This is a genomic window from Afipia sp. GAS231 (genome assembly GCF_900103365.1).
In the GTDB taxonomy this organism is placed as follows: domain Bacteria; phylum Pseudomonadota; class Alphaproteobacteria; order Rhizobiales; family Xanthobacteraceae; genus Bradyrhizobium.
Genome location: NZ_LT629703.1, coordinates 3,004,129 through 3,025,466 on the forward strand (window position 1 = coordinate 3,004,129; position 21,338 = coordinate 3,025,466).

Annotated in this window: 22 protein-coding genes; 8 read left to right on the forward strand and 14 right to left on the reverse strand. The window is 63.4% G+C overall.

The window, feature by feature from the left end; genetic code table 11:
* Window positions 1–4 precede the first annotated feature (4 nt).
* Genes BLS26_RS14240 through BLS26_RS14250 form a run of 3 tightly spaced genes read right to left on the reverse strand, consistent with a single transcriptional unit; the run spans window position 5 to window position 2,786 of the window.
* The gene (locus BLS26_RS14240) at window positions 5–763 is read right to left on the reverse strand and encodes an ABC transporter ATP-binding protein (protein WP_092512051.1); all 759 of its coding nucleotides are present in this window, start codon (window positions 761–763) and stop codon (window positions 5–7) included.
* On the reverse strand, window positions 760–1,911 hold the full coding sequence (locus tag BLS26_RS14245; protein WP_092512053.1) for a branched-chain amino acid ABC transporter permease: 1,152 nt from the start codon (window positions 1,909–1,911) through the stop codon (window positions 760–762). The genes BLS26_RS14240 and BLS26_RS14245 overlap by 4 nt, the downstream gene beginning before the upstream one ends.
* Window positions 1,911–2,786, reverse strand: a complete 876-nt coding sequence (locus BLS26_RS14250; RefSeq protein ID WP_092512055.1) for a branched-chain amino acid ABC transporter permease — start codon at window positions 2,784–2,786, stop codon at window positions 1,911–1,913. Before BLS26_RS14250 ends, BLS26_RS14245 begins: the two co-directional genes overlap by 1 nt.
* Before the next feature lie 314 nt (window positions 2,787–3,100).
* Between BLS26_RS14250 and BLS26_RS14255 the strand changes: the two genes are divergently transcribed.
* The 4 genes from BLS26_RS14255 to BLS26_RS14270 are packed head-to-tail and all read left to right on the forward strand — an operon-like array spanning window position 3,101 to window position 6,075.
* A complete protein-coding gene (locus tag BLS26_RS14255) occupies window positions 3,101–3,850 on the forward strand; it encodes an ABC transporter ATP-binding protein (RefSeq protein WP_371360818.1) in 750 nt (249 codons plus the stop codon).
* On the forward strand, window positions 3,847–5,370 hold the full coding sequence (locus BLS26_RS14260; protein ID WP_092512057.1) for a permease: 1,524 nt from the start codon (window positions 3,847–3,849) through the stop codon (window positions 5,368–5,370). Before BLS26_RS14255 ends, BLS26_RS14260 begins: the two co-directional genes overlap by 4 nt.
* Window positions 5,371–5,428: 58 nt before the next feature.
* Window positions 5,429–5,680 carry an AbrB/MazE/SpoVT family DNA-binding domain-containing protein gene (locus BLS26_RS14265; protein WP_092512059.1) on the forward strand — a complete coding sequence of 84 codons (252 nt, stop codon included), beginning with the start codon at window positions 5,429–5,431 and terminating at the stop codon, window positions 5,678–5,680.
* Window positions 5,677–6,075: a type II toxin-antitoxin system VapC family toxin gene (locus BLS26_RS14270; protein WP_092512061.1), complete on the forward strand. Its 399-nt coding sequence runs from the start codon at window positions 5,677–5,679 to the stop codon at window positions 6,073–6,075. The genes BLS26_RS14265 and BLS26_RS14270 overlap by 4 nt, the downstream gene beginning before the upstream one ends.
* A gap of 7 nt (window positions 6,076–6,082) precedes the next feature.
* On the opposite strand, the gene BLS26_RS14275 is transcribed toward BLS26_RS14270, so the two are convergent.
* Window positions 6,083–7,099 (reverse strand): alpha/beta fold hydrolase, encoded by a 1,017-nt coding sequence (locus BLS26_RS14275; RefSeq protein ID WP_092512063.1) that lies wholly within the window; start codon window positions 7,097–7,099, stop codon window positions 6,083–6,085.
* A 3-nt stretch (window positions 7,100–7,102) separates the two neighbouring features.
* Window positions 7,103–8,029 (reverse strand): alpha/beta fold hydrolase, encoded by a 927-nt coding sequence (locus BLS26_RS14280; protein ID WP_371360958.1) that lies wholly within the window; start codon window positions 8,027–8,029, stop codon window positions 7,103–7,105.
* A gap of 171 nt (window positions 8,030–8,200) precedes the next feature.
* On the opposite strand from BLS26_RS14280, the gene BLS26_RS14285 reads away from it, so the two are divergent.
* Window positions 8,201–9,025, forward strand: a complete 825-nt coding sequence (locus BLS26_RS14285) for an MBL fold metallo-hydrolase (protein ID WP_092518050.1) — start codon at window positions 8,201–8,203, stop codon at window positions 9,023–9,025.
* Between the two features lie 140 nt (window positions 9,026–9,165).
* Complete coding sequence (locus BLS26_RS14290) at window positions 9,166–10,215, forward strand: amidohydrolase (protein WP_371360819.1); 1,050 nt, start codon at window positions 9,166–9,168, stop codon at window positions 10,213–10,215.
* Between the two features lie 9 nt (window positions 10,216–10,224).
* On the opposite strand, the gene BLS26_RS14295 is transcribed toward BLS26_RS14290, so the two are convergent.
* Complete coding sequence (locus tag BLS26_RS14295) at window positions 10,225–11,448, reverse strand: ABC transporter substrate-binding protein (RefSeq protein WP_092512065.1); 1,224 nt, start codon at window positions 11,446–11,448, stop codon at window positions 10,225–10,227.
* Between the two features lie 63 nt (window positions 11,449–11,511).
* Window positions 11,512–13,668 carry an alpha/beta hydrolase fold domain-containing protein gene (locus BLS26_RS14300; protein WP_092512067.1) on the reverse strand — a complete coding sequence of 719 codons (2,157 nt, stop codon included), beginning with the start codon at window positions 13,666–13,668 and terminating at the stop codon, window positions 11,512–11,514.
* A 61-nt stretch (window positions 13,669–13,729) separates the two neighbouring features.
* On the opposite strand from BLS26_RS14300, the gene BLS26_RS14305 reads away from it, so the two are divergent.
* Window positions 13,730–14,419 (forward strand): TetR/AcrR family transcriptional regulator, encoded by a 690-nt coding sequence (locus tag BLS26_RS14305; protein WP_092512069.1) that lies wholly within the window; start codon window positions 13,730–13,732, stop codon window positions 14,417–14,419.
* 38 nt (window positions 14,420–14,457) lie between these two features.
* On the opposite strand, the gene BLS26_RS14310 is transcribed toward BLS26_RS14305, so the two are convergent.
* From BLS26_RS14310 to BLS26_RS14330, 5 genes are all read right to left on the reverse strand, one after another.
* Window positions 14,458–15,714 (reverse strand): aminopeptidase, encoded by a 1,257-nt coding sequence (locus tag BLS26_RS14310; RefSeq protein WP_092512071.1) that lies wholly within the window; start codon window positions 15,712–15,714, stop codon window positions 14,458–14,460.
* Between the two features lie 76 nt (window positions 15,715–15,790).
* Complete coding sequence (locus BLS26_RS14315) at window positions 15,791–16,525, reverse strand: sulfite exporter TauE/SafE family protein (RefSeq protein ID WP_092512073.1); 735 nt, start codon at window positions 16,523–16,525, stop codon at window positions 15,791–15,793.
* A gap of 24 nt (window positions 16,526–16,549) precedes the next feature.
* On the reverse strand, window positions 16,550–16,768 hold the full coding sequence (locus BLS26_RS14320; protein ID WP_092512075.1) for a hypothetical protein: 219 nt from the start codon (window positions 16,766–16,768) through the stop codon (window positions 16,550–16,552).
* A 467-nt stretch (window positions 16,769–17,235) separates the two neighbouring features.
* The gene (locus tag BLS26_RS14325) at window positions 17,236–18,597 is read right to left on the reverse strand and encodes an adenylosuccinate lyase family protein (protein WP_092512077.1); all 1,362 of its coding nucleotides are present in this window, start codon (window positions 18,595–18,597) and stop codon (window positions 17,236–17,238) included.
* A gap of 96 nt (window positions 18,598–18,693) precedes the next feature.
* On the reverse strand, window positions 18,694–19,404 hold the full coding sequence (locus BLS26_RS14330; protein ID WP_092512079.1) for an SDR family NAD(P)-dependent oxidoreductase: 711 nt from the start codon (window positions 19,402–19,404) through the stop codon (window positions 18,694–18,696).
* Window positions 19,405–19,586: 182 nt separating this feature from the next.
* On the opposite strand from BLS26_RS14330, the gene BLS26_RS14335 reads away from it, so the two are divergent.
* Window positions 19,587–19,934: a gamma-glutamylcyclotransferase family protein gene (locus BLS26_RS14335; RefSeq protein WP_092518054.1), complete on the forward strand. Its 348-nt coding sequence runs from the start codon at window positions 19,587–19,589 to the stop codon at window positions 19,932–19,934.
* A gap of 114 nt (window positions 19,935–20,048) precedes the next feature.
* Here the strand turns inward: BLS26_RS14335 and BLS26_RS14340 are convergent, their stop codons facing one another.
* Complete coding sequence (locus tag BLS26_RS14340; protein WP_092512081.1) at window positions 20,049–20,339, reverse strand: DUF1330 domain-containing protein; 291 nt, start codon at window positions 20,337–20,339, stop codon at window positions 20,049–20,051.
* 21 nt (window positions 20,340–20,360) lie between these two features.
* Window positions 20,361–21,332, reverse strand: coding sequence for a tripartite tricarboxylate transporter substrate binding protein (locus BLS26_RS14345; protein WP_092512083.1), 972 nt, complete (start codon window positions 21,330–21,332; stop codon window positions 20,361–20,363).
* Between the last annotated feature and the right edge of the window lie 6 nt (window positions 21,333–21,338).

The following is a 21,338-nucleotide window of genomic DNA, read 5'->3' on the forward strand; positions in this document are numbered from 1 at the left end:
ATCCTCATGCGCCGAGATAGGCGGCGACGACATCAGGATGGCGCTGCACCTCGGAAGGTGAGCCCATCGCCAGCACGCGGCCGTAATTGAGCGCAATCACCCGGTCGGAGACGCGATTGACCAACGTCATGTCGTGCTCGACCATCAGGACGGTGATGCCGAGCTCGGTTTTCATGTCGCGGATCCAGAACGACATGTCACTGGTCTCCTCGACGTTCAGGCCGGAGGACGGCTCGTCCAGCAGGATCAGTTTCGGCTCCGAGCACAGCGCGCGCGCGAGCTCGATCACCTTGCGGACGCCGTAGGGCAGCCCCGAGATCAGCTTGTCGCGATAGGCTTCGAGATCGAGAAACTCGATGACCTGCTCGACCCGGCGGCGGTGCGCCTTTTCGTTGGCGCGCACGCTCGGCAGAAACAGCAGTTCCTGCCAGAGCTGGGTGGTGGAATGCCGATGCCGGCCGACCAGCAGATTGCTCAGCATGGTCGCATTCTCGAACAGCTCGATGTTCTGGAAGGTGCGAGCAATACCGAGGCCGGCAATCTCGTAGGACGGCTGCCCGGTGATGTCCTGATCCTCGAAGTAGATCTTGCCTGAGGTCGGCGGATAAATCCGCGAGATCAGGTTGAAGATCGAACTTTTGCCGGCGCCATTGGGGCCGATGATCGAGAGGATCTCGCCCTTCTCGACCGCGAAGCTGACGGAATCGACCGCCTTGAGACCGCCGAAATGCAACGAGAGATTTTCCGCACGGAAATAGCTCATCGGTTCCGCTCCGACTTCACATAGATCTTCTGCCGCTTGAAAGTGGCGCGCTTGTAGAGCGGGAACAGCTGGAAGAAGAGCTTGATCTTCAACCACCGCCCGTAAAGGCCGAGCGGCTCGAACAGCACGAACAGCACGATGATGATGCCGTAGATCGCGCCCTTGAGGCCGTTGGCGGACGCAAACGCCGCGACGTTGCTCTGAATGCTGTCCGCCGCGGCCTTGCCGGCGCCGAAGGTCGCGGCCGCACCCGCGATGATGCCGGGCATGTCGTCCTTGAGGTAAGTCAGGAACGGGTCGATCATGACCAGGAAGATCGCGCCCAGCACCGCGCCATGCAGGCTGAAGGTGCCGCCGATCAGGATCACGATGATGAACTCGATCGAGAGCTGCAGCGTGAACATTTCCGGGCTGATAAAGGACAGCTTGTGGGCGAACAGCACGCCGGCAAACCCGGTGATCGCGGCACTGATCGCGAACGACTTCACCTTGTAGAGAGATACGTTGATGCCCATGCTGCGCGCCGCGGTCTCGCTGTCGCGGATGGCGACGAAGGCGCGCCCGGTCGGCGAGCGCAGCAGGTTGAGCGTGCCGACGATGGTCAGGATCAGCACGCCGACACACAGAAAATAGAACGTAGGCCCGTCGCGCGGCACCGCGCTGCCAAACAGGCTCATGGTCTTGACGCGCATGCCCTCATTGCCATGGGTCACGCTTTCCCAGCGCGCCAGAATTTCCTCGACGATGAAGGCAAAGGAAATCGTCGCAATCACCAGGTAGATGCCCTGCAGCCGCAGCGCGGGAAATCCGACCAGCGCGCCGACCACCCCGGTCAGCAGGCCCGCGGCGAGGAAATACACCGGAAACGGGACGTTGAACTGCTGCAGATAGGCCGCCGTATAGGCGCCGATGGCGAGAAAGGCGGCATGGCCGAGCGAGGCCTGTCCGGTAAAGCCGGTGAGGATCATCAGCCCGACGCCGACGGTGGCGTAGATGCAGACGAACACCAATTGGCTGACGATGTAGCTCGACAGCACGAACGGCGCGATCGCCAGCAACACCAGCAGCACACCATAGGAAACGATGTAGCCGCTGTGCGGAAACAGCCTGATGTCATCCTCATAGTCGGTCTTGAACAGGAACCGCATCAGACCTTCTTCCGCGTATGAATCCCGAACAGGCCTTCGGGCTTGAGCAGCAGCACCACCAGCAGGACGATGTAGGGCGCGACGTCCTTCCAGCCCTGCGGCAGATAGAAGCCGGCCATGCTCTCGATCACGCCGATCATCACGCCGCCGACCACAGCACCGGGGATCGAACCGAAGCCGCCGAGCACGGCGGCTGGAAACGCCTTCAACCCCAGCACCAGCCCGACATTGGAATGAATGAAGGTGATCGGCGCCAGCAGCACGCCGGCACAGGTCGCGACCGCGGCCGAGATCGCCCAGACGATCGAAACCACCCGCTTGACCGGAATGCCCATGTAATAGGCGGCCAGCATGTTCTCCGAGCTGGCGCGCATCGCGGTGCCGAGCGTGGTGCGGTTGAAGAACAGATAGAGCAGCGCGCACAGGATCACGGTCGCCGCGATCACCGAGAGCTTGTCATTGGCCAGCACCAGGCTGCCGATCCGCAGCACGCCCTGGCTGAACGGCGTCTCGATCTTGAAGTCATCGGTGCCCCAGATCATGCCGACGACGGAGCGCAGGAAATAGCCGAGCCCGATGGTGGCCATGATGATGGAAAATTGCGGATAGCCGAGGATCGGCCGCACCACCACGCGTTCAGCCAGCATGCCGAACAGCGCCATCGCGATGACGGCGCCGGCAAATCCGATCCAGTAATTGAGGCCGAGTATGCCGATGAACGTGTAGGCAAAAAAGCCGCCCAGCATCATCAAGTCGCCCTGGGCGAAATTGACGACCTCGGTGGCCTTGTAGACCAGCACGAAGCCGAGCGCGATCAGGCCGTAAACGCAGCCAAGCGCGATGCCGCTGACGAGCTGCTGAACGAAGTCCAGCATGATTTCCCTCCCCCGGATGCCCGGCAATTCTATCGATTGCCTGTCGCATCCTGCCTTCGCGCCGATGTGTCGGAAGCGCTGAAGACTTCATATGTCCGGATACAGTTGAGCCTAAAGCCCGGAGCCCTGTCAACAAACCGCTGGTGGCCGTCCGGGTCCGAAATTGCGGAGAAATGCCGCAGCCTTCGAAGTTGCGTGGTGAAGTTGTGCCGTTCGGCGGGATTTGGGGCCGGCGATTCACCACGCCGAAAGTTCTTGGGTCCATGGTGCGCAACGAAAAGCGCTGGCCTTGCAACCTGGACCGTTCGGCAATCATGACAGATGTATCCGCACTCGAAGTGCGAGGGTTAACGAAGCGTTTTGACCGCCCCGCGGTCGACGCGCTCGACCTGACGGTTCGCGCCGGCGAGTTCTATGCCCTGCTCGGCCCCAATGGCGCCGGCAAGACCACGACCTTGCGCATGGTGGCCGGCCTGCTGCGGCCCGACGCCGGCTCTGTCTTTATATCGGGCATCGACGCGCTCGCCGATCCCGTGGCGGCCAAGCAGGTGATGGCCTGGGTGTCGGACGAGCCGATGATTTATGACAAGCTGACGCCGCTGGAATATCTCGAATTCGTCGCCGGCCTCTGGGGTATCGATCCCGCGGTGTCGGAACCTTCAGCGCACCAGCTTCTGGTGTCGCTCGGCCTCGAGCCGCATCTGCACGAGCGCTGCGAGGGCTTTTCCAAGGGCATGCGCCAGAAGGTCGCGCTGGCAGGCGCGCTGGTCCACGACCCCCGGTTGATTATTCTCGACGAACCGCTGACCGGCCTCGACGCGCTGTCGGCCCGTCACGTCAAGGGACTGCTCGGCGATCGCGTCCGCGCCGGCTGCACCGTGATCATGACGACACATATTCTGGAGGTCGCCGAGCGAATGGCCGACCGCATCGGCGTCATCGCCGCGGGCCGGCTGGTCGCCGAGGGCACACTGACCGAATTGCGCGCGCAGAACGGCCGCACCGACACCAGCCTCGAAGACATGTTCATCGCACTGGTCGACACCGAAGCTGCAGCGGCATGAACGCAACGGCGGCGCTGAGCTGGTTTGCCCGGCACGAGATCCGGCTGGCATGGCGCGAATGGCTCGCCATGATGACCGGCGGCCGCGGCAAGCGTAAGCGCGCGATTATCGGCCTGATTTTGTTCGCCGCCATCATGCACCTGCCGGCCTGGGCCGTGATCGGCCGCTTCGCCGATCTGCAGCCGCCGCTCGACAAGCCCACCCTGATCGTCATTACTGCGACCATCTTCCTGGCCTGGGCATTGATGCTGTCGCAGGCGATCGAATCGGTGACACGGGTATTCTATGCCCGCGCCGACCTCGATCTGATCATGTCGTCACCGGCACGGCTCACCAACGTGTTCTCGGTCCGGATCGCGGCGATCGCGTTGTCGGTCACCGGAATGGCGCTGTTACTGTCGACGCCCTTCATCGACGTGCTCGTACTCGGCGGCGGCGTCAGATGGCTTTCCGCATTTGGTGTCGTCTCCGCCATTGGATTGTCGGCAGCGGCCGTTGCGATCGCGATCACCGTGATGCTGTTCCGGCTGATCGGGCCGAGCCGCACCCGGCTGGTGGCGCAGATCCTGGCCGCGGTCATCGGCGCCGGCTTTGTGATCGCGCTGCAGGTTGCCGCGATCCTCTCTTACGGCACGCTCTCGCGCTTTACGGTGCTGACGTCGGATGCCGCGGCGGCGTATGCGCCCGGCCCCGACAGTCCGCTATGGTGGCCGGCGCGCGCCGCGATCGGCGACGGCGAAGTGCTGGCGCTGCTGTTGGCTTTCAGCCTCGTGCTGCTCGGCGGTGTGATGGCGATCTTTTCGCCGAAATTCGCCGACACCGTCGCCCACGTCTCCGCAACATCGATGATTACCCGCCGGGCGCCGCGCGCCAGCGCGTTCCGCGGCGGTTCGCGGCAGCAGGCGCTGCGCGCCAAGGAATTTTTGCTGCTGCGCCGCGACCCCTGGCTGGTGTCGCAGAGCCTGATGCAACTGCTTTATCTGGTGCCGCCCGCGCTGATGCTGTGGCGCAGTTTTTCCGACAGCTCGGCCGCGATCGTGCTGAGCACGCCCGTGATCGTGATGGCGGCGGGCCAGCTCTCGGGCGGTCTCGCCTGGCTGACGATCTCGGGCGAGGACGCCGCCGACCTGGTCGCGACCGCGCCATTGCCGCCGCAGCGCGTGACCCGTGCCAAGATCGAAGTGGTGTTGATGGTGATCGGCATCATCTTCGCGCCGCTGATCGCAGCCCTCGCCTTTGCTTCCGTCGCGCAGGCCGCGATCACAGCGCTCGGGGTCATCATCGCCACCACGTCCGCCGCCGCGATCCAGCTCTGGTTCCGCGTGCAGGCCAGACGCAGCCAGTTCCGCCGCCGCCAGACCTCGTCGCGGCTCGCGACCTTTGCCGAAGCCTTCTGCTCGATCGGCTGGGCCGCCACCGCGGCACTGGCGGTCTCGATCCCGCTCGCGGCTGTGATCAGCGGCGCCATCACATCGGCGATCCTTGCCGCGACGTGGAAGATCAGCCCGCGGCGATCTTGAATGTAAGGCCTTTTTGCCTTACATTCAGTTAGGCTACTAACTTACGCCGGAGGCTATCATGAGTACGCTAACGGTCACCGCAAAAGGTCAGGTCACGTTGCGCAAGGATGTGCTGGAGCATCTGGGCGTACATCCCGGCGAAAAAATCACCGTGAGTAAACTTCCGGACGGAAGAGTGGAGGTCAAGGCGGCCAAACCGACAGGGAAGATTTCAGATTTCTTCGGCTGTCTGAAGCAGGATGACGGGCCTTCCTTGTCGATCGATGAAATAAATGAGATTGCCGCTCGGGGTTGGGCCGGCAAACGATGAAGATAACTGCCGATACCAACCTGTTGGTTCGCGCTGCCACCGGAGACAACGAGGAGCAAAGCAGGGCCGCCGAGGCTGCTTTGAGAAAAGCTGAGCTGGTTGCAGTTTCAATATCTGCCCTCTGCGAATTGGCCTGGGTGTTAACTCAAGGTTACAAGGTGCCACCGGGACGTGTCGCTGACGCAATTCGTCGGCTAATCAATGGCACAAACGTCGTGGTAAACCGCCCCGCAGCAGAGGCTGGATTAGCCCTAATCGACGCAGGCGGCGATTTTGCCGATGGCGCAATTGCTTACGAAGGAAGCTGGCTCGGCGCAGACACCTTTGTCTCTTTCGACAAGAAGGCCGTCAAATTGATCGAAGCTCAGGGCAGGTCCGCGCGCCTGCTCACTTAACGCTGCCCTACATCTTCACCAGGTCCATCACCGCCGCAGCAAACGCTTCCGGCGCTTCCTGCGGCACGTTATGACCGGCGCCTTGCACCACGCGATGGATGCGGCGGCCGGTGAATTTGGCGGCGCTGGCGCGGCCATCGCCGGCGGGGAGCACCCCATCGGCATCCCCATCGAGCGTGACTGAAGGCACCGTGATCGGCGGCAGCGGCGCGAGGCGGCGTTGCAGCTCCGCATAGGCGGGATCACCTGCCGCGAGGCCGAAGCGATGGCGGTAGCTGTGGATCACGACGTCGACATAGTCAGGATTATCGTGCGCAGCAGCCGAGCGATCGAAGGTGGCATCGTCGAAATCCCAGTCCGGCGACCAATCCTCCCACAGCATCCGCGCGATCTCGCGGCGGTTGGCCGCGAGCCCGGCACGGCCGCGCTCGATCTGGAAATAATATTCGTACCAGAGCTCCACTTCGTATCGCGGGTCGATCGGCACCATGGCGCGGGCAAGATCCTGAACGAGATAGCTGTTGACCGTGACCATGCCGCTGCAGCGCTCCGGCCACAGTGCAGCGGCAACACACGCGGCACGGCCGCCCCAGTTATGCCCGGCAATGACCGCGCGCTTGATACCAAGCGCATCCATCAGCGCGATCACGTCAGCGCCGAGCGCGGCTTGCTCGCCCGAGCGCGAGGTAGCCGGATCGCGAAAGCGCGTCGTGCCGAATCCGCGGAGGTACGGCACGATGAGGCGACAGCCTTGGGCAGCGAGCAGCATTGCGACGTCGACATAGCTGTGAATGTCGTAGGGAAAGCCGTGCAGCAGAATCGCAGCAGGTCCATCAACCGGACCGGCTTCGTAGTAGCCAATGTTGAGCGGACCTGCGTCCACGTAACGTAACGGCTCCATCCGCTGCGATGACGGCGCCCGCGCCGGGCGCGCCGGTGCGTCGGCCTGGGCAAACGCCCGGCTCGCTACTCCCGACAGGGCCGCGCCGATGATCAGACGGCGGCGATCGATCGAATCGGACATCGCTTATGCCTTGATCAGCTCCATGACCGCCGCGGCAAAGGCCTCGGGCTCTTCCTGCGGCAGGTTATGTCCGGCGCGCGGGACCACGCGATGGACACGGCGGCCGGTGAATTTCGCGGCGCTGGAGCGGCCGTCGGTGGCAACCGCGACGCCATCGGCCTCACCATCCAGCGTCACCGCGGGCACCGTGATCGGCGGCAATGTCGCGAGCTTCCGCTGGATATCGGCGTAGTGCGGATCGCTCTCGGCAAGGCCGTAGCGGTGGCGGTAGCTGTGGATCACCACATCGACATAGTCGGGATTGTCGTGCGCGACCGCAGTCCGCTCCAGGCAGGCCTCGTCGAACGGCCAGTTCGGCGACCACTGCTCCCACAATATTTTTGTAATTCCACGCCGGTTGGCCGCGAGCCCGGCCCGGCCACGCTCGAGTTGAAAGTAATACTGGTACCACAGCGGCACCTCGCGTTCCGGCCGCGCCGGCACCATGGCCCGCGCAATGTCCTGAATCAGGTAGCTGTTGACGCAGACGAGGCCGATGCAGCGTTCTGGCCACAGCGCCGCCCCGATGCAGGCCGCGCGACCGCCCCAGTCGTAACCGGCGAACACCGCGCGCTGGATGTGAAGCGCATCCATCAGCGCCATCAGATCGGCGCCCATCGCCGCCTGTTCGCCCGAGCGCAGCGTCGCCTTGTCGAGAAATTTGGTCGGCCCGTAGCCGCGCAGATAGGGAACGATGACGCGGCAGCCCTGCGCCGCCAGTTGTGGCGCCACGTCGACATAGCTGTGAATGTCGTAGGGAAAGCCGTGCATCAGCATCACGACTGGGCCATCGGCGGGCCCCGCCTCGTAATAGGCGATGTTGAGCACGTCGGCATCGGCGGTGCGCAACGGTTCAAGCCGTTTCGACGATGGCGCGCGCGTAAGGGCGATTTCAGTCACGGCTTACTCCAATGCGAATTCCGAGGCGTATTCCACATTACGGCATTGTGCTCCCTTGATGAAGCAAATCCGACGCGCAGCCGTGCGCGTTTGTCATCATGACGTATGCAGAATTCGGCGATACAGTGCCGTCAGCGGCCGTTGCCGCCGACAGGTCTTGCCATGCTGCGATCCCTTGTTGCCGCCACCGCCTTTCTGGCATTGTTGATCGCGCCTGCCGCCGCCGCGGAGCCGCTGCGCAGCGAGTGCCTGGCGATGGCCAATGCGCCGCCGCGCGCGCTGCCGGTCAGCTTGCGCGTCGCCGCCAAGGAAAATGAAAAGTCGGAAGAGGTCGCGATCACCTATGTCGGCCACTCCACCTATTACATCGACACGCCCGGCGGCGTGCGGATCGCGACCGATTTCAGCGGCGCCTACCGGACCGGCCGGCTACCCGACGTCGTCACCATGAACCGGGCGCACTCGACCCATTACTCGTTATTCCCGGATCCGAAGATCGCGCATGTGCTGCATGGCTGGGGCGACGACGGCCAGCCGGCGCATGTCGGATTGCGCGTCGGCGACGTCTATATCCGCAACGTCACCACAGACATTCGCCGCTACTTCGGCGAAGGATCCGGCGGTGAGATGATCAAGGACGGCAACTCGATCTTCATCTTCGAGGTCGCCGGCCTCTGCATCGGCCATCTCGGGCACCTGCACCACAAGCTCGACGAGACCCATTTCGCGGCGATCGGCCGGCTCGATATCGTGATGGTGCCGATCGACGGCACCTATACGATGTCGCTCGACGGCGTCTCCGAGATCACAAAACGCCTCCGCGCCTCCGTCGTGCTGCCGATGCACCGCTTCGCCACCCCGCTCGACGAGTTCATGCGCCTGATCGGCCAGCAGTTCCAGATCGACCAGCGCAGCGAGCGGACCTTAAGGATTTCAAGGGAGACGCTACCGGCGACGCCGACGGTGATCATTCTGGACGGGGTTTGAGAAGAGGCAAGCGACGCAATACCGTCATTGCGAGCGAAGCGAAGCAATCTATCTGGCAGCAAGCAAGTCTGGATTGCTTCGTCGCTTCGCTCCTCGCAATGACGAAAACAAAAACAAGAACGAAATCAGGGAGTGGAATAATGGCCACCACTGCACCCGCCGCCAAGAGCGGGCTCTATGCCGATCCGCGCGAAGACTGGCTTGCGCTGCATACCGAGGAGATCATCGACCCGGCGCGTCCGATCGTCGATCCGCATCACCATCTCTGGCATCGCGGCGGGCTGCACTACATGATCGAGGAGATGGCTGATGATGCCGCCTCCGGCCACAACGTCGTCGCGACCGTCTATGTCGATTGCCGTTCGATGTACCGCGCCAACGGGCCGGAAGCATTTCGTCCCGTGGGCGAGGTCGAGTTCGCCAACGGCGTGGCGGCGATGGCCGCCAGCGGCGGCTACGGCAAGGCGGCGCTGTGCGCCGGGATCGTCAGCCACGTCAATCTGCTGCTCGGCGACGATGCCCGGCCGGTACTGGAAGCGGAGATCGTCGCCGGCAACGGCCGCTTTCGCGGCATCCGGCATTCCTCGGCCTGGGATGCCGACCCCGACGTCGCCGGCATGTACGCGACGCGGCCCCAGGGCCTGCTGCTGGATCCTGTCTTCCGCAAGGGCTTTGCCTGCCTCGCGCCGCTTGGGCTGAGCTTCGACGCCTGGCTGTTTCATCCCCAGATCGGCGAGCTTACCGATCTCGCCCGCGCCTTCCCCGCAACCAAGATCGTACTCGATCATTGCGGCGGCCCGGTCGGCCTCGGCCGTTTCGCCGGCAAGCGCGAGGAAACATTCCCGGTCTGGAAGGCCTCGATCCAGGAGATCGCCAAATGCAAGAATGTCGTCGTCAAGCTCGGTGGGCTCGCGATGTGCCTGCTCGGCTACGACTTTCATCTGCGGCCGAAACCTCCGTCTTCGGAGGAAGCTGCCGCCGCGTGGCGTCCCTATATCGAGACCTGTATCGAGGCCTTCGGACCCGACCGCTGCATGTTCGAAAGCAACTTTCCGCCCGACAAAGGCCAGTGCAGCTATCCGGTGATCTTCAACGCCTTCAAGCGGATCAGCGCGCAATACAGTGAGGCCGAGAAGACGGCGCTGTTCTCGAAGACGGCCGCGGACTTCTACAGGCTGAAACTCGACTGAGGATTAGTTCTACTGCGTGACAAGGCGGCATTTCGAGGTGGCGAGCGGCTGAAAGGCCTCGTCACCCGGAATGGTTTCCTTGACGTTGTAGTAATCCCACTTGTCCTTGACGTCGGCCGGCGCCTTGACCTGAACCAGATACATGTCATGGACCATGCGTCCGTCGGCGCGGATGCGGCCGTTGCGTGCGAACATGTCATTGATCGGCATCGACTTGAGCTGCTTCATGACGGCGTCGGCCTCGTCGGTCTTGGCCGCCTGCACCGCCTTCAGATAGTTCATCACGGCGGAATAGGCTCCGGCCTGAACGAAGTTCGGCATCTTGCCGAATTTCGTGAAGAAACGCCGGCTCCATTGCCGCGAGAGATCGTCGAGGTCCCAGTAGAACGGCTCGACCAGAATCATGCCCTGCGTCGCCGCGGCGCCGAGTGCGTTCACCTCGGTGATGGTGCCCACCAGCGGCACGATGGTCTGGCCAGGGGTAATGTTGAAATCCTTGGCCGCCTTGATCGAGTTGAGCAGGTCCGCGCCGGCATTGGCGAAGCCGATGACCTTGGCCTTCGAGGCCTGCGCCTGCAGCAGGAAGGACGACAGGTCCGTGGTCGAGATCGGATGATAGACCGTGCCGGCAACTGTTCCGCCGGAGCGCGTGATCGCCGCCGAGGCCTCCGCCACCAGCGACTTGCCCAGCGCGTAATCGACGGCGACGAAATACCAGGTGTCGAGGCCAAGCGATTTGACGATCCGTGACTGGCCGTTGGCGTAGGAATAGGTATCCCAGGTGTAGCTGATCGTATTGGGCGAGCATTGCTCGTTGGTCAGCCGTGTCGAACCTGATCCAGTGACGATCAGCATCCTGTTCTTGGATTCGGCGACGCTGGAAACCGCGAGCGCAACGCCGGAATTGATCACATCGGTGATGAGGTCGACGCCGCCGGTGTCGTACCACTGGCGTGCGATCCCCGAGGCGATGTCGGGCTTGTTCTGATGGTCGGCCGACACCAGTTCGACCTTGAACGGCGGCTTGGCCTGCGCGACGAAATCGTCGATCGCCATTTGCGCCGCGGTAACGGCGCCTGCGCCGGCGAGGTCGGAAAACACCCCGGCCATATCGGTCAGCACGCCGATCTTGACCGTGCCGTCTGAAATTGCCGGCGTCTGCGCGACCGCTCCAGCGCATACGCCCGCGAGCGTCGCGGCCACCAGGGCCGCACGCGAAATGGCTGTTCTCATCGTTCTCTCCCTGCCCGCGCGGCTTGTGGAACGCGGCTTGTGTTCTTGTTTGTCGTTTGCGTCTTATTCGGCTGCCTGCGGCTGCGTGTCGTTGCGGCGCAGCTTGCGCTGCGCCCAATTGGCTACTTCAGCCATCGTGCTCTGCGTCTCCGGCAGGAACGGAAAGATGGTGTAGACGTGGACGGAATCCTCGACCAGCCGCAGCGTCACGTCGACGCCCGCCTTCTCGGCCCGCTCCGCCAGGCGGGTGGTGTCGCTCAGCAGCACCTCGCCTTGTGAGGCTGTCACAAACAGCGGCGGCAGGCCGGTCAGGTCGCCATAAAGCGGCGACACCAGCGGATCGGTCGGTTCATGGCCTTGAAAGTAGGACGCGCCCATGAACTTCAAGAGGTCGCGGCTCGCGGCCGGGTCGTCGCCGTTGAAGGCGCGTACGCTGGGTCCCGACACCGTCAGGTCGGAGAATGGCGCCACAGCAAGAATCGCGGCAGGCAGCGGGTCGCCTGCCGTGCGCAGCGCGAGCACGAGCGCTACCGCCAGACCGCCACCGGCCGATTCGCCGGAAACGAGTATCGAGCTTGCCGGAATGCCGCGCGCCAGCAGCGCGCGATAGGCGCAGATGGCATCGTCGATCGCCGCCGGATAGGGATGTTCCGGCGCGAGGCGATACTCGGCCGTATAGCAGACGCCGTTGACCGCAGCGGCCAACCGGCCGGCATATTCCAGCGATCCCTTCGCCGAACCGATCAGATATCCGCCGCCGTGGAAATGCAGCACGACGTTGCCGCGCGGCGCGCCCTTTACGGCGACGCGCCAGGCCTTGACGTCGCCGAGCTCGTCCTCGACGGCTTCGACGTTATCCGGCAGCGGAAAGTTCGTGGTCAGGAAGCGGTCATAGGCCTCGCGCAGCCCGTCATGGCCGCGCGCCACGTCTTCAGGCTGAAACGCATGTTTCCAGAGATCGAAGGCGCGCTGGCCTTCCGGCCGCTGCAGCCGCTTGCCTTCGCGCAGGCCGTTGACGTTGCGGACTTCGCCGGGCGGTCCCTCGACCGCTTTGACGACGTCATAATCCCAGGCCAACCCCCAGCTCGATTCGGCCATCGGATCGATGCGCGCCAGACCCTTCCAGCGGCCGTTGCGGTCGCGCAGGCGGCCGCCATCCGTCTCATGCATCAGCTTGACCACGGCGCGGGCGCCGGCCTGGATCCGGGTCGTGCGCGGCAGCCGTCGCTGCTCATATTCGAGCAGCGCGCCCGGCACGTCGTCCTGACGGCGCGCCAGCACGCGCGCGAACGTCCAGGCGTCCTCGATGCTCTGCCCGGCACCGGCGGCAAGAAACGGCACCATCGGGTGCGCGGCGTCGCCGAGCAGTGTGACGCGGCCGGAGGTCCAGCTGTCGATCGGGTCGCGGTAATACATGCCGGTGATGAACGTGCTCTTGCACTGTTCGAGCATCGCGCGGGCACGCGGCTCGGCATCGTCGAACGAGCGCAACATCTCCGAGATGTCACCGCTCTCGGTCCAGGATTCGCGCTGCACTTCGTGCGCCGGCACCGACGCCAGGATGCTGTAGAGATTCTTCGGCCGCACCCAGTAGGTGATCAGGGTTCGGCCGGGACCGAACCAGTAATTGCCACGCTCTTCCAGCCCGAGGCCCTCGAGACGTTCGGCCGGGATCAGCGACCGCCACATCAGGATATTGGCGAAATGCTTTTCCTCGTTGCCGCGCAGATGCTGACGCACGGCCGAATGAATGCCGTCGCACCCCACCAATGCGTCCGCACGCAGGACTTCGTCGGTCTGCAGCCGCACCTCGACGCCGTCCTTGTCCTGGGAAATCCCGACGCAGCGCGCGCCGAGGCGCTTCGCCTCTGATGGAACCGCATCGAACAGGATCTGGATCAGATCGGCGCGGTGGATATTGTACATCGGCGCGCCATAACGCTCCGCCGCTTCGTCGCCGAGCGGCGCCTGGTACAGCATGCGGCCGGTGCGCAGATCGCGATAATCATAGGACTGCGGCTTGACGCCGACGGCGCGCATGGCCTGCTCCAGGCCGAGTTCGCGCAGCACGATGGCCGCATTGCTGGCGAGCTGGATGCCGGCGCCGATCTCGGCCATTACCTCGGCCTGCTCCAGCACCAGCGCGTCGATGCCTTGATGACGCAGCGCAATCGCAGTAGTTAGACCACCAATACCGCCGCCAGCGACGAGAACACGCATGGTTTTCTCCTGGGATTTTTTATTAAGCGATTTCGCTTAATTTAGGATAAGGTCGTCAGCCATGTCAACCAAAATGCGGGCCGCGCCCCGCGCCGCATCGGAAGAGACCCGGAACCAGATCAAGGCGGCGGCGCAACTGCTGTTCGCCCGCCATGGCGCCGAGGGGGTGACCGTGCAGCAGATCGTTGCCGCGGCCGGGCAGCGCAACAACGCCGCCCTGCACTATCATTTCGGCTCAAAGGAGGAACTGATCCGGCAGATGGTCGTCGATGGCGCGGCGGTGCTCGACGAACGGCGACAGGGCATGCTGCGCGAGATGGAAGCGCGCGGCGGAGCGGCGACGATCCGCGAGGTTCTGTTGATACTGGTAATGCCGGTCATCGAGCTCGGCGACGACGACCGCTGGCGCGGTTATATCCGTTTCATCTCGAACCTGCAGGCGTCCGACCCCAAGACGCTCCGCGAAGCACTCAACAACCGATGGAATGCCGGCTATGTCGCCTGCTTCACGCAGTTGAAGCGGATGCTGCCGCTGCCGGCGGCCCTGGTCGATCAACGCCTCTCGCTGCTGTCGATCTACTCCAACGCCATCCTGTCGGCGCGCGAGGCGGCGCAGGAAGCCCGCAGGGGCAAGAGCCGCCTCTGGGATCAGCGTTTCACGATCGAAAACATTCTCGATACGCTGGAAGCAACGATCAGTTGCCCGCCCTCCGCGCAGACGCTTGTCATTCTGGCGTCTGACGCGCCTTGAGCGGCGTCATCCGTCCGCCGACAGGCCCCGTCGCACCGTTACGCCCACTCCCCCTTGCGGAACACTGGCACGACGCGGCCGTCGGCATGGATGCCGTCGATGTCGGTCTCGGCCGAGCCGATCATCCAGTCGATATGAATCAGGCTCTTGTTGCCGCCTTGGGCTGCGATCTGTTCGGGCGTCAGATTGCCGCCGTCGATGAAGCACTTCGAATAGCACTGGCCGAGCGCGATGTGCGAGGCCGCGTTCTCGTCGAACAGCGTGTTGAAGAACAATAGCCCGCTTTTCGAGATCGGCGACGAATGCGGCACCAGCGCCACTTCGCCGAGGCGCGCGGCGCCCTCGTCGGTGTCCAGCACCTTCTTCAGCACTTCCTCGCCGCGCGAGGCCCGGGCCTCGACGATGCGGCCTTCTTCGAACCGCACCGCGATGTTGTCGATCAGGGTGCCTTGATAAGATAGCGGCTTGGACGAGACGACATGCCCGCTGACGCGCCGGCAATGCGGCGTGGTGAAGACTTCCTCGGTCGGAATATTGGCGTTGCAGGTGATGCCGTTCTTGGCGGTCGAGGCGCCGCCTTCCCATTCATGGCCGTCGGCAAGGCCGATGGTCAGGTCAGTACCCGGACCGGAATATTTCAGCGCGTGGAAGCGCTGCCCGTTGAGCCAGTTGGTGCGCTCGCGCAGCACCGCATTGTGCTTCTCCCAGTTCGCCACCGCGCCATCCTGGTCGACGCGCGAGGCGGCGAAGATCGCATCGGCCAGTTTTGCCACCGCGACGTCTTCCGGCACGTCCGGAAAAACCTGCTTGGCCCAAGCCGGGCTCGGATAGGCGATGATGTTCCAGTTGGTCTCGAAATTGACGATTTTTTCCAGCGCCGGCTGATAGGCCATCGAGTTGGCCTTGCTGGCGCGCGCGACTTTCGCCGGGTCCTCGCCCGACAGCAGCATCGGATTATCGCCGACGATGGCGAGCCGCGCGGTGTTGGCGCCGAACGCCTTCGCCATACCCTCGTAGAGCCAGCCGGCGGCGCGATCGAAACTGTCGTCGCGGGCGTAGCGATAGCGCGACAGCGTGATCTCTTCGTCCGACAGGAACGGCGTCACGATACCGGCGCCAGCCTTGTAGGCATGTTCGGCGATCCGGCGCACCAGCGGCAACGCGACCGAAGGCGCGGTCAACAACAGGTCCTGGCCCGGCTGCAGTTGCAGGCCGACCTTGACGGCGACTTCGGCAAGGCGGTCGAGTTTGACGGGATCGATCGAGGCGGAGAGATTGCGCTGATGTGCGGTCATGTTCTTTGGGCCAAAATGCTGTTGGATATGTTGGCTCCGCAGCCTCCGGCCCAAATCACGACGTCAAGTCACGACATCAGGCCAGTGCGAGCGAAGCGCCTGACACCAGCAATAGCACAAGAATGGTCCGGCGAAAGCCGACCTCGTGGATGTTCCGGAATGCCAGAATGCCGAGTGCGGAACCGGCAAACAGCGCCGGCAGGCTGATCGCGAGATCGATCACCACCTTGGAAGACAGGCCGTGGCGCTCCAGCAGCAACACCAGCGCGAATATCTGCATGATGGCGATGAAAGGCTGGACCAGGCCGCGCTGGTCGCCCTTCGGCATGCCGCGCATGTCACACCAGATCGTGGGAATGGCGCCCGGCATCGCCGTCAACCCGCCGATCAGTCCGCCGCCAAATCCGACCAGCGCGGTAAGGTGCCGGCTGGCGACACCGTCGGACCGCGTCAATGCCGGGCGGAACAGCATGTAGCCGGCATATAGAGCGACAACAACGCCGAAGCCCGCCCGGAGAATATAGGTGTCGGCGTTCTGCAGCAGGTGAACGGCGATCGGAATCCCCAGCGCGCCGCCGACGATCAGCAGCAGACTGCCCTCCCACTGAATATTCCGGCGCAGCGCCCACAGATTGGCGGCCTGCACGCCGATGCTGCAGGCCATCATCAACGGCACCGCTTCCAGCGGCTGGAAAATCCGAAGCAGGATGGCGCCGGCGACCGCGGAAAACGCAAAACCGGCGAGACCCGAGACGAAGGCGCCGGCGAACACGGCAACGCTCAGCAGAACATTTGTTGCCAGATCCGGCATGGGCCTTCACTCCGGTGATGCGGACTAATCGTACGGCAGCGATGGTTGTGGCGGGCTCGCTTCGGTTACGCACGCAATGGCTTCATCCAGTGCGGCGCCAGCCTGGCCCGCATGCGAACGGTCGAGCATGACGCCGCTGGCGACATGAAGGACCAAGGCAAGAATGGCCGCGATGACGAGCGGTGTCAGGCCGAGCGAAGTTGCTTCAGGCGTATTGACCCCGGGCAGGGCCGCCTGCGGCATTCCGGCGGGTCCGATCGTCGACGCGGATGGGGGATTTATTTCCGTTGGCATTTCGACAGTTCTCTTCTGTTTGCTGGGAGTCGGGCACGATGCTGGGCGCGGAAGCCCGGGAATGCCGTTCGATCAAATGGTCGTAGCGGCGAAGCACACGCTGTGCTTCACGGCGTCGCGACGCGTGAAGCGCTTCGAGGATACGGACGAAAATATTCTTGCGCTTCACCCGCTGAGATGCACCTTCAATATTGCGCATCGCTGATGATCCCTCGTGTTGGTGGATTCGAGTTTTCGCGAAGGCAACATGTCAGCGATCGCGCATGACGCCTGTGATATCTTTCACAGACTTCGCGCGACGCTAGCACACATGGATGTGAGTGGCCTTGAGGGGTTCTTGAGAAGTCCTTGAGATGCATCGAAACGCATCACGTCGCTCGTTGAAGAGGCGCCACTTCGCCGTAATTTGATGCAGGCTAGCGCTTCGATGCGGCGAGAACGCGATCGACCATTTCAGGCGCAAGGCCGAGATAATTCTTCGGCGAGGTCAGGCGATCGATCGTCGCGCGATCGATGCGTTCGGAAACCCTGGGGTCGGCCGACAACGCGTCCGCCAGCGTCATGCCCTTGTCATTGGCAACACGACAGGCGTCATAGACGACGTCATGCGCCTCCTGGCGGCCGATGTCGGGCGCCAATCCCATCATCACAGCCTCAGCCACAATCAAGCCGCGGCTGATGTCGAGATTGTCGGCCATCTTCTTCTCATCCACGATCAGCCCGCCGAGCGCGAACTTCGCCTGATGCAGGCTGCCGGCGGTCAGCACGAAACTTTCCGGGATCGCCATCCATTCGGCATGCCAGGGACCGGTGGCGCGCTCGAAGTCCTGCACCATCGCATCCAGCATCAGGCCGGCGTGCTGGCGCACGCCCTTGGCCGCCGCCAGCATCAGCTCCGAGGAAATCGGATTACGCTTCTGCGGCATGGTCGAAGACGCGCCGCGGCCTTTGACGAACGGTTCGTAGACCTCGCCGAACTCGGTCGACGCCATCATCATGATGTCGAGCGCGATCTTGCCGAGCGAGCCGGTGACGAGGCCGAAGAAATTCATCACCTCCGCCAGCCCGTCGCGCGCGACATGCCAGGTGGAAACCGGCACGCCGAGGCCGAGCTCCTCGCACAGCGCGTGTTGTACCTCGAAGCCTTTATTGCCGAGCGAGGCCAGCGTGCCGGCGGCGCCGGCGAACTGGCCGACCAGCACGCGCGGCTTCAACTGCGCCAGACGCTCGGCGTGGCGATCGAACATCGCCAGATAGATCGCGGTCTTGTAGCCGAACGTCACCGGCAGCGCCTGCTGCAGATGGGTGCGGCCCGCCATCGGCGTGTCGCGATAGCGCTTCGAAAGACCGGCGAGGATGCCGCGCAATTCGGTGATATCATTCGCGATGATTTCCAATCCAGCGCGGACCTGCAGCACCACGGCGGTGTCCATGATGTCCTGCGTGGTCGCGCCCCAATGCACGTAGCGCCCGGCGTCGCCGCACTGTTTCACCATCTGGTGCACCAGCGGCAGGATCGGATAGCCGACGATATCGGTCTCGCGGCGCAGCAGGTCGAAATCGAGCGCCGAAACATCCGTCCGCTTGGCAATCTCAACGGCGGCCTCCGCCGGAATCACCCCGCAACGTGCCTCGGCCTTTGCCAGTGCGACTTCGACCTCGGCATAGCGCGAGATCAGGCTGAAGTCGGAGAACACCTCGCGCATCGCCGGCGTGCCGAAGGCGTCGCGGAACAGGATGGAATCGAGGACGGTGGTCGAAGTCGGAAAGGCGGGCATGGCGAATTCCTGACGGCAAATTCCGGCGAGCGCCGGAATAATGTCATGCCATAATCGCTTCGTATTGGGAAAGCCGCGTTTTTCCAGGGCTCTGCTTCACCAGTTCTCTTGCGACGTCCGCACGTCGAGCTCGAACGACCAGGCCCGGCGCGGCTGCTGGTGCAGGAACACGAAACCATCGACGATCCCGGCGATACTGATCAGGCGCTCCTCGCGGTTGGCGGCATCGGGGAAGCGCTTCATGATTTTCTCGCCGCCGATCGGACCATCCACCACGACGTGGCCGACGTGGATGCCGTCGGCGGCATATTCCTTTGCCATCGCCTGCGCCAGGGTGCGCAGCCCGGCCTTCGACGAATTGAAGGCGCCGTAGCCGGAACGCCCGCGCAGCGAGGCGCTCGCCCCGGTGAACAACAGCGAGCCCTTGCCCTTTGGCACCATGCGGCGGACGGCTTCGCGCCCGAACAGGAAGCCGCCGAAACAGACCACGCGCCAGCTCTGCTCGAAATAGGCCGCATCCATGTCGATGATCTTGCCCGGCGTATTGTTGCCGGCGTTGTAGATCGCAAGCTCGAGATCGGCGCCCGCCTTGTCGAACAGCGCGACGATATCGGCCTCACTGGTCGCATCTGCGACAACGGCCGCGGCGCGCCCGCCGGCCGCGGCAATATCGGCGACGACCGCATCCAGCGCCGGCTTGGTGCGGCCGGCCACCAGCACATTCAGGCCTTCGGCCGCGAACCGCTTGCAAAGCTGTGCACCGAGGCCCTGATCGGGGCCGACGCCGATGATGATTGCCGTTCCCATGCCTGGCGCTCCCGTACCGTTCGATGTCTTGATGTTTTAATATATGACAACCATCATTGTAATCGCGCAGAAGCGAGTCAATCCCTCCATAACCCGTCTTTCAAACGATTGCGTGATGATATCCGGAAGCACATATCGTATCGTGCGGCCGCGAGCCTCAACCAGTGGAGCAGACGACGACCATGTCCGGCGAACCAACGGTCCTTCTTTTCTCTTACGGAACGCTGCAGCAGGATGAGGTTCAGATTTCCTCGTTTGGCCGTCTGTTGGAAGGACGAGAAGACGCGATGCCGGGCTATCGGCAATCCCTGATCGAAGTCACCGATCCGGACGTGATCCGGACCAGCGGCAAACGATTTCATCCGATCGTCGAAGCCAGCGACAATCCCGGCGACGAAGTCAAAGGCAAGGTTTTCCTGATTACCGAGGCCGAATTGAAGGCCGCCGACGAATATGAAGTCGCCGATTACAAGCGCATCCAGGTTCGGCTCCGGTCCGGAAATACCGCCTGGGTATACGTTCGCGCCTGATCGTCATGCCCGGCCTCGTGCCGGGCGTCCACGTCTTCCTCCACTCGAACAAGAAAAGACGTGAATGGCCGGGACAAGCCCGGCCATGACGAAAGAGATAGAGACGAACAGCGCTCAGGACAGGCCGCGCACCGTCAGCACGATGGCGTCCGCACCGGCTTTGCGGTCGACCGAGATATCCTGATATTCCTGCGAACTCTGAAATTCCTGTGCCGCAGCGGCATCGGGAAATTCCATGATCACGACCTTGTCGCGCGGCCACTCGCCTTCGAGCACGACCGGGTGCGCATCTGCGACCAGTAGCTTACCCCTAAATTTCTTGAAAACGCCCATGAAGCGTGACTGGTAGCGATCGTAGAGTTCGCGGCGGGTGAACTTCAGTTGCGCGATGATATAGACCGACATGGCTGCTCCCCGATCGAATGTTCACTCCGGCTGAATGCCGGCCACTCTCGTATATTCGGTCCAGCGCTCGCGTTCGGCCCGCACCTCGGCCTCGCAGGCCGCGAGGTCGGTGATATCATAGGACAGGCCGAACTCGTCCATTCGCCGCCGCACTTCTGGCGCGGTCAAAGCTTCGTTGATGAGCCCGTTCAATTGCACCACGATCTCGCGCGGCGTAGCGGAGGGAACGGCCATGCCGAGAAATCCGGTGAGCTGAAATCCCGGGAAGGTTTCTGCCACCGCCGGCACGTCGGGCGTTGCGCGAGCGCGGGTCAGGCTGGTAATCGCGAGCGGACGTAGCTGGCGGCTTTGCAGATACTGGTTCGATGCCGTCGTATCCATGAACAGGCAATGGATTTCGCCACTGATCAGGTCCGCGATCGCATTGGCGATGGCGCGATACGGCACGCCCTGCAGCTCGATTCCGGCGAGACGGCCGAGATATTCCGGCGGCGTTCGCGACGAGGCGTTGAAATAGCCAAACACCAGTTTGCCCGGTGCGGCCTTGGCGGCGGCGACGAAGCTCGGGAGATCGCGCCACGGCGCCTCCGGCCGTACCATCAGATAGCTGCCGCTGGAACGGAACACGCCGACCACGGTAAAATCCTTGGCCGGGTCGTAGCTGAGGTTGCGAACCAGGCTGACATTGGCCGCATGCGTCGAGGTGGTGATCAGCAGCACCGTGTAGCCGTCCGGCTCGGCGGTCTTCACCGCCATGGTGCCGATGATGCCGTTGGCGCCCGGGCGGTTGTCGACCACGACGGCCTGCCTGGTCTTGTCCTCGATCTGCTTGCCGATCAGCCGTGCGGAGATGTCACCCGAACCACCCGGCCCGAACGGCACGATGATCTTGATCGGCCGCGACGGGTATTGCGCGGCCTGCGCCTGAACCGGCATCAATGCCGCACCGATCAGCGCCAAAATGGAACGGCGATCAATTGCTGTCTTCGGCATCAGAGG